Genomic DNA, 6,439 nt, shown 5'->3' with positions numbered 1-6,439 from the left:
GTGCGGGAGTCGCGGCCGTGGCCGGTGTGGATGCGGATGGTGTCCCGGCCACCCAGACGGATGTCCTTGAAGCGGTAGCGGTTGCCGTCCTCGTCGCGCAGGGTCCAGCTCTTGAGGTTGACGCCGTGGCGGCTGTTGTTCGTGATCTCGATCCACTCCGCGTTGAGGGAGCGGTTCGAGCCGTCGTCGCGGCCGGGGCTGTCGGCCTGGACCCGGCTGATCTCCACCTGCGGCCGCGGCGCGTGCCGGTGGTCACCGTCGTCGGCAGAGGCCGGCACGGCGACCGCGGCAACGACAGCCCCAGCGGCCAGGACGGTGGCGGCGATACGGCGGGTGGACGACGCAAACGTCATGTGATGCTCCCTCAAGAACAGGCATTCACCCGCCGATACAAGGTGTGTAGCGGTGCGGGTGCCCGACCCCCTTGGCGGTGCCGAGGACCCAAACTCTCGGCCCCGGAGGACGTCGGCTGTAGGGGCCCACCAGGGCTGTTACCGGACGTGGACATTTCCGTCACGGTCGCCTGTATGGCGCATGCAACTCATTCGTACGTGGCCCTGTCATCCGGTGCCTGATGCACCCACCCGCCACCCCAACGGCGCCCGCGGTCAGCACGCTCCGGCGCACTACCCGGCGCACATTCCATGCGCATACGCCATTCGGAGTGGTTGATTCCGTAACAAGCGTTCTGCGCATTCCTTCGCACGTATGCATTGAATTCGGGTGAATCTTCGTATCCTGTATGCGGTGTGACGAGGTATCGGCGTAGCGGCCGTACCTCCGCCGGGTGCTCAGCCGGCCGCCGCGGCCGGCCCGGCGCCGAACCGCACGACGTCGGCGGCGGTCACCTCCAGGCGCAGCCGTTGGAAGCGCAGGAGGTGCCGGTAGACGCCGCCGTGGTCCACCGCGCGGTCCGCGCTCACCTCCGCCACCGTCTCCGGCCGGACCACCAGCCGCATCCACACCTGAACCAGCCCGCACCTGCGACCGGCCGCGTACCGCTGAAGAGGCGTTGATCTTGTGCAAGCCGGCAGCCACCTGGCCCGTCAAGGGGTAAAGGAAGGTGCCATGCAGCGTCCGCACGGGCTGTGGGAGCTGGGCCCGAGGGACACCGCGCTGGCCCGCAAGGCCGCCGCCGACCTCGCCAACGCCGTCGCCCCACCCGCCGAGCAGGAGGCCCTGCCGGTCATCAAACGCCAGCCCAAGACGAAGCACCGCACAACATCACGGCTGCGGCCGACGGCACCGGCCCATACAACCGGCGCCCGCGCCCGGCGACGCGGACATGACGCAGCGCTGCCGGGCCGCGCAATGGGTCGCCGTCCCGCGATCGCCACCCTGTGCTGGCAGACCTACGGGTGATGGGGGCGCGCCGCACTCGCGCTTGAATTCGAACATGCGATCTAATTGGAGTGATGTCTTCCGATCGCCCAGGAGCCTGCCATGGCCGTCCCCGAAGCCCCCGCCAGACCCCAGCCCGCCACCTGGGCGCCGAGCCAGAGTGGGCCGTGCGCAAAGTGCCACCAGCCCTGCGCCCGCTACGGCGCTCCGGCCAACCCGCTGTGCGTGTCCTGCAAGGCCGCACGTCAGGCGCAGTACGGGAGCTGAACGTGTCTGTCCTGCCCCCCGACCTGCCCCGGCTGCGGACCCTGGTCACCTACCTGCGCGGCGAACTCAAGCGCACAGAGGCTGCCCTGGCGGCCGCCGAGGAGGCCGAGACCCAAGAAGCCGTCCGCCGGCTGCCGCCGGAACCGCCGGCGTGGCTGATCGAGCGCGGCATCGGCACCGGCCGGCCCGCCATCCGGCTCCACGTCGGCGGCTGCTGGGACACCGGCAAACGCTCCATCCCCGCCACCACCGAGCAGGTACGGCACCTGCTGACCGAGGGCGTGCCGGCCTGCCCACACTGCCGCCCGGACACCGCGCTGGGAGTGCTGGAGTGAGCTGGTACCGACACGGTGGGGGCATGAGTGCTGAGCTGCGCGTGGTCGTGTATCCGCCGGACGACGAGGGCAGGCGCCGTGTCCGCTGCGACGGCGAGATCCTCGGCCGCGCCCGCAGCCCCGCCGATCTTCTTGAGTTCCTGCGGCGAGCCGGGCTGGACCCCGACGTCGTCCACCTGGACGACCCGCTGCTCATCGAGTGGCGCGGAGGCGGGCCGGCCGTGTGGGGCTCCGATCCCGACACCTGATGAACACCCCTGGCCGCCGGAAAGGGTGAGGCAGGCGTAACGGGGGGACCCCGCCCTCGCACACCCTGGCGCGGCAAACGGTGGACGGCGCCGGCCCCTCACTAAGGTTGGCCGGGGCGGCGCCCGTCCAGCAGATCTTTGCTAGGGGCCTTGGGGTTGGACGAGCCCGCCCACTTGGGGTCGGCCCCAGCTACCACGAGCGTGGCGGCCGGGCGGTCGGCCGGATGTCCCACGACACGGGTGACGCGTCCCAGCTGCGCGCGAGGCGGCCGCCCCGCCGGGAAGGCCTGCGACGCACACCGCGGGGACCGGCTGCCCTCCTGCGCAACGAAAGAAGAGAGCGTTGGACGCGATCGTGCTGCTGCTGCGCCGCCGTCAGGAGCCAGCTTCGGGGCGCGGCGGTGTCTGCCGTGGCCGTGGACTCCCACGGAGCAAGCAGGAACGGACGGCACGATGCTGGCAACAAGCGGGCAGGCCCGCCGTCAGCTCCCCGAAGAGGCTCAGGACGGTGGAGCCAGCTCGATGGCGAACAGGGTGGCCGCACCTGTCATCTCCATCAGTCGCAGCAGCTGCTGCCTCGGTGCGGCCAGGGAGAAGGACTGGCCGCCCTCAGCCGCAACGGTCCGCGCGTTCAGGAGAACGTTGAGACCGGAGGAGTCGCAGAACGACAGGCCCTGGAGGTCGACCACGACAGCGTCCGGGCGCGGTTCGGCGGAGAAGACCGCCAGCAGCATGTCACGGAAGTGCTGAGCGCGGTCGATGTCCATTTCTCCGGACGGACGGACCACCGTCGTGCTGCCGCGGGGCTCGACATCGATGCCGCTGCCGTTGATCTCGTCCCCGTGCATTCCTGGTCTCCTCTCGACGACCCTGATCGGGTGCCGCAGCCCTCTACGGGGTGTGGCAGGTGCGGCCGGCGGTGAGGTCGGCCTGACCGAAGAGGATGGCGTAGCCGCCGGGGAGGGTGCGCAGGATGCGGGCGAGGAGGTCGGGTCCGGCGATGCGGGCGACGACGCAGAGGACGGCGCCGGTGTCCCATCGGGCGATGGCCTGGCTGGTTCCGGCGCGGGCGGCGAGGTCCTTGACGAAGCCCCAGCCGGTGAGTTTGTCGAACGCGGGGACTTGGGCGGTCAGGGTGAGGGCGGCTTCTGCGGGCAGTCGGGCGGCGAGGTCGACCCGTTCGTCGCCGGTCAGGCGGCGGCCGAGGCCGGCCAGGACGTGGTGGACGGCTTCTGCCGCGCGTGCGGTGTCGGGGTAGGCGCCTTCGTAGCGGACGGCCTCCAGCATCTGCTCGTACGTCACGGCCGGGGCGGGCCGCTGGAGTTCGGCCTGGTCGAACACGGTCTGTGCCCTTCATGTCAGACGGGTGCTTGGGGGTGGCCCGGCGCGGCCGCCGGGGCGCCGGGCGGGAGGGGTGGTCAGGCCGCCTGGGGGCGGCCGAAGAGCAGGTCGTAGCCGGGTGGGAGTTGGAGTAGGACTCGCTGGAGCAGGTCGTCGTCGATGGCTTCGGCGACGACGCTGAGCACGGCGCTGACGTCCCAGGGCGCGGTGGCTTCGGTCGCACCGTCGATCCACGCTGCGGTCGCGCGGACGAAGCGCTGCGCGTCAAGCGGCTCGGACGCGCGCAGGGGGTTGAGCAGGATCAGCGCGTACGTCTCCGGCAGGCGGGCCGCGACCTCGACGCGGTCCTCGCCCACGAGGTGCGCGCCGAGGAGTGCGAGGACCACCCGGGCGGCCCGGTCGGCCTCCTCCCGGGAAGCGTACTCACCGCGCTCCTGCACGTGTTCGACGAAAGCGTCCCATCTCAGAGTCATGGCGGTCGTCTCCCCAAGAGCGGCGTCGGGGTCCGTGAGGGGGAGGACGGGAGGGGCGGGGGAATCCCTCCCGTCCTGGTCTGCGGACTTCTGCGAGGGTCGCGAGCGGCCCGCTCAGCTGCTGATCTGCTTGACGCTGCCGCCGATGCCGTCGCCGATGGCGATCTTGCGCGGCTTGGCACGCTCGGCGATCGGGATGCGCAGGGTCAGCACGCCCGCCTCGTAGTCGGCGGTGATGCGTTCGGTGTCGAGCGTGTCGGCCAGCATGACCTGCCGGGAGAACACCCCGAGCGGCCGCTCGGAGAGTTCCATCTGAGCCTGCTCGGACCGTGCGGCGGGCCGGCGTTCGGCCCTGACCGTGAGCATGTTCCGCTCGACGTCGATGTCGATCGCGTCCTTGGTGACGCCGGGGACGTCGAGGGTGATCACGTATGCGTCGCCGTCGCGGTAGGCGTCCATCGGCATCAGGGACGGCTTCGACCACGTGCCCGGACCCATCAACTGCTGGGTGAGACGGTCGAACTCGCGGAACGGATCGGTGCGCATCAGCATCGGAGCCTCCTGAAATGTGTGGGTGCCAGTGCGCTTCAGGTACCACCGTTGTAACATGTCATCGAAACGATGACAACTCTCTCTGGTATCCAATGGACGACAGGTCGGAGCGATCCGCGCACTGCCGCCGCCTGGCCGTCCCAACCCTGCCCCCGGAGGCACCGTGGCCCCTGCTTCTGACAAAAGACCTGCCAGCTCTCCGGCCTCCTTCCTGGCCGCCGCTGCCGCCCTGGCCGCCATCGGACGGGAACTGGAGGACGCCCACGGCGCGGTCGGCGCCAAGCCTGCTGACCCTCAAGAAGCGCTCGCCGCGCTCCTGCTGCTGCGCGAGGTCCGCGAGGAGCTCGCCGGCTGGGAGTCCGGTCTGATCGAGACCGCCCGGGCCGCGGGCGCCAGCTGGGCCGACCTCGCCGGCCCGCTCGGCGTGGCCAGCCGCCAGGCCGCCGAACGCCGCTACCTGCGCCTTCGCCCCGGCCGCGCCGGCACCACCGGCGAAGAACGCGTCCAGGCCACCCGCGACTCCCGTGCCGCCCAGCGCACCATCGACGCCTGGGCCCGCGACCACGCCGCCGACCTGCGCCAACTCGCCGGACAGATCACCGCCCTCACCGCCCTCGACGCATCCGGCCGCGCCTCGATCGGCGACGTCCGCCAAGCCCTCGCCAGCAGCGACCCCGCCGACCTGATCGGGCCACTCACTGCGGCCCAGGCACACGTACGGCCCGGCGACCCCGCCCTGGCGGACCGCATCGACACCCTGGTCCAGCACACCGACCACCTCCGCCGCTCCAGCGACCAACGCCGCCGCCCCGGCACGGACCGCGCGGACGGCACGGGCACCCTCTGAACCTGCCCGACGCCACGAGACCCGCGAGCACCGCACAGCCGCGAGTCCTGGCAGCCGGCGCGCGCACCCATAGCGACGCTGCACCCTTCACAGGGCTGGGCCGGGCCGGGGCCGCAAGGCTGGTCCACAGAGTCACGGAGCCGTCACGTCACGACGTCCCGTGCCATGACCCGCCACCCGGACCAGGGCGTAATGGAAGAGCAGCCACACCAGCCCCCGGCCTCGCAAGGAGCACTCCCGATGAACGGCATCCCCACCCGGCGCCTGATCCTCCTCACCGCATCCACGGCGCTGGCCGCAGGAACCCTCTCGGCAACCTCCACCGCATTCGCCGCCCCCACCACCCCCCACACCACCGCGCCCACCACAGCCCCTGCCCTCATCAACGACGGCGACGAACCCACCGTCGGCGGAGAGGCCGTTGCCGGTGACGACGCGTATCAGTACAACGACGGAAAGGTCACCAGCGGTCCTTACGACGACAACCCGAACACGGTCAAGCACATCAGGAAGACGAAGTACTCCAGCCCCGCCATCTACACAGGCGGCAGCGACACGACCGCAGTCAAGAAGACCATCACCCGCTCCCCTGTCACGATGCGGGTGCCCTGTACCGCTCCAATGAGGCTGACCAGGGATTTTGCGTGCCGAGTAGGCCCTCAGCACGCCCAAGGGCCGGGATCCCCAACGGGGAGCCCGGCCCTTCGCCTTGCCCAGGTTCCTTCCTCGCCCCTCCCCACCCAGGTCGCCACGAGGTACCACCGTGGAAGGGCCGCACGACTGACGGGCGGCCGCCAACTGCCCGGTCGACTCCAACCGTCTTGCTCCTCGCAAGAGCCACGCGACGTCAAAGTCGAGGCTGCCCTCGAGCCGGTCCCGACGACGCTCCCGACCTCCCACCGCCTGCGCTGAGAAGCGGTTCCTGGCGCTCACCGCTCTGGCCCGGGCAAGTGGCTCGTACTCAGCCTGCCGGCTCCGCCTCCCCGCAGTCAGCCGCGCGCTGCCCCTCCTTCGCCGGCCGGCTGCCAGTTCATT

Annotated in this window: 11 protein-coding genes; 5 read left to right on the top strand and 6 right to left on the bottom strand. The window is 71.0% G+C overall.

The annotated features are described in order from the left end of the window. The coding region (locus ACIQCH_RS13560; protein WP_402580822.1) for a lamin tail domain-containing protein at positions 1 to 353 on the bottom strand (353 nt) is incomplete at its 3' end. 438 nt (positions 354 to 791) lie between these two features. Then, positions 792 to 959, bottom strand: coding sequence for a hypothetical protein (locus tag ACIQCH_RS13555; protein ID WP_402580821.1), 168 nt, complete (start codon positions 957 to 959; stop codon positions 792 to 794). A gap of 109 nt (positions 960 to 1,068) precedes the next feature. Between ACIQCH_RS13555 and ACIQCH_RS13550 the strand changes: the two genes are divergently transcribed. The 3 genes from ACIQCH_RS13550 to ACIQCH_RS13540 all read left to right on the top strand — a co-directional run bounded on the left by ACIQCH_RS13550 (position 1,069) and on the right by ACIQCH_RS13540 (position 2,191). Further along, entirely contained in the window at positions 1,069 to 1,362 is a 294-nt protein-coding gene (locus ACIQCH_RS13550; protein WP_402580820.1) for a hypothetical protein, read from the top strand. 248 nt (positions 1,363 to 1,610) lie between these two features. Next, a complete protein-coding gene (locus ACIQCH_RS13545; RefSeq protein WP_402580819.1) occupies positions 1,611 to 1,943 on the top strand; it encodes a DUF6233 domain-containing protein in 333 nt (110 codons plus the stop codon). A 23-nt stretch (positions 1,944 to 1,966) separates the two neighbouring features. Next, the gene (locus tag ACIQCH_RS13540; RefSeq protein ID WP_402580818.1) at positions 1,967 to 2,191 is read left to right on the top strand and encodes a hypothetical protein; all 225 of its coding nucleotides are present in this window, start codon (positions 1,967 to 1,969) and stop codon (positions 2,189 to 2,191) included. Between the two features lie 500 nt (positions 2,192 to 2,691). Here the strand turns inward: ACIQCH_RS13540 and ACIQCH_RS13535 are convergent, their stop codons facing one another. The 4 genes from ACIQCH_RS13535 to ACIQCH_RS13520 all read right to left on the bottom strand — a co-directional run bounded on the left by ACIQCH_RS13535 (position 2,692) and on the right by ACIQCH_RS13520 (position 4,557). After that, positions 2,692 to 3,039 carry an STAS domain-containing protein gene (locus tag ACIQCH_RS13535; RefSeq protein ID WP_402580817.1) on the bottom strand — a complete coding sequence of 116 codons (348 nt, stop codon included), beginning with the start codon at positions 3,037 to 3,039 and terminating at the stop codon, positions 2,692 to 2,694. Positions 3,040 to 3,082: 43 nt separating this feature from the next. After that, positions 3,083 to 3,478, bottom strand: coding sequence for a DUF2267 domain-containing protein (locus tag ACIQCH_RS13530; RefSeq protein WP_402580833.1), 396 nt, complete (start codon positions 3,476 to 3,478; stop codon positions 3,083 to 3,085). A 131-nt stretch (positions 3,479 to 3,609) separates the two neighbouring features. Continuing rightward, a complete protein-coding gene (locus ACIQCH_RS13525) occupies positions 3,610 to 4,005 on the bottom strand; it encodes a DUF2267 domain-containing protein (protein WP_402580816.1) in 396 nt (131 codons plus the stop codon). Positions 4,006 to 4,119: 114 nt separating this feature from the next. Beyond that, on the bottom strand, positions 4,120 to 4,557 hold the full coding sequence (locus ACIQCH_RS13520) for an Hsp20/alpha crystallin family protein (RefSeq protein ID WP_402580815.1): 438 nt from the start codon (positions 4,555 to 4,557) through the stop codon (positions 4,120 to 4,122). A gap of 163 nt (positions 4,558 to 4,720) precedes the next feature. On the opposite strand from ACIQCH_RS13520, the gene ACIQCH_RS13515 reads away from it, so the two are divergent. Together ACIQCH_RS13515 and ACIQCH_RS13510 are read left to right on the top strand one after the other, a co-directional pair. Then, on the top strand, positions 4,721 to 5,404 hold the full coding sequence (locus ACIQCH_RS13515; protein ID WP_402580814.1) for an HSP18 transcriptional regulator: 684 nt from the start codon (positions 4,721 to 4,723) through the stop codon (positions 5,402 to 5,404). 240 nt (positions 5,405 to 5,644) lie between these two features. Then, on the top strand, positions 5,645 to 6,316 hold the full coding sequence (locus ACIQCH_RS13510; RefSeq protein ID WP_402580813.1) for a hypothetical protein: 672 nt from the start codon (positions 5,645 to 5,647) through the stop codon (positions 6,314 to 6,316). The last annotated feature ends 123 nt before the right edge of the window (positions 6,317 to 6,439 follow it).

This window comes from Streptomyces sp. NPDC093225 (genome assembly GCF_044753805.1).
In the GTDB taxonomy this organism is placed as follows: Bacteria; Actinomycetota; Actinomycetes; order Streptomycetales; family Streptomycetaceae; genus Streptomyces.
This window is presented reverse-complemented; position numbering and strand designations above follow the sequence as displayed.

Coding starts and splice junctions, on each gene's coding strand:
- ACIQCH_RS13530 (WP_402580833.1), bottom strand. CDS start 3,478: ATGCTGGAGGCCGTCCGCTACGAAGGCGCCTACCCCGACACCGCACGC.
- ACIQCH_RS13520 (WP_402580815.1), bottom strand. CDS start 4,557: ATGCTGATGCGCACCGATCCGTTCCGCGAGTTCGACCGTCTCACCCAG.
- ACIQCH_RS13510 (WP_402580813.1), top strand. CDS start 5,645: ATGAACGGCATCCCCACCCGGCGCCTGATCCTCCTCACCGCATCCACG.
- ACIQCH_RS13535 (WP_402580817.1), bottom strand. CDS start 3,039: ATGCACGGGGACGAGATCAACGGCAGCGGCATCGATGTCGAGCCCCGC.
- ACIQCH_RS13525 (WP_402580816.1), bottom strand. CDS start 4,005: ATGACTCTGAGATGGGACGCTTTCGTCGAACACGTGCAGGAGCGCGGT.
- ACIQCH_RS13550 (WP_402580820.1), top strand. CDS start 1,069: ATGCAGCGTCCGCACGGGCTGTGGGAGCTGGGCCCGAGGGACACCGCG.
- ACIQCH_RS13555 (WP_402580821.1), bottom strand. CDS start 959: ATGCGGCTGGTGGTCCGGCCGGAGACGGTGGCGGAGGTGAGCGCGGAC.
- ACIQCH_RS13540 (WP_402580818.1), top strand. CDS start 1,967: ATGAGTGCTGAGCTGCGCGTGGTCGTGTATCCGCCGGACGACGAGGGC.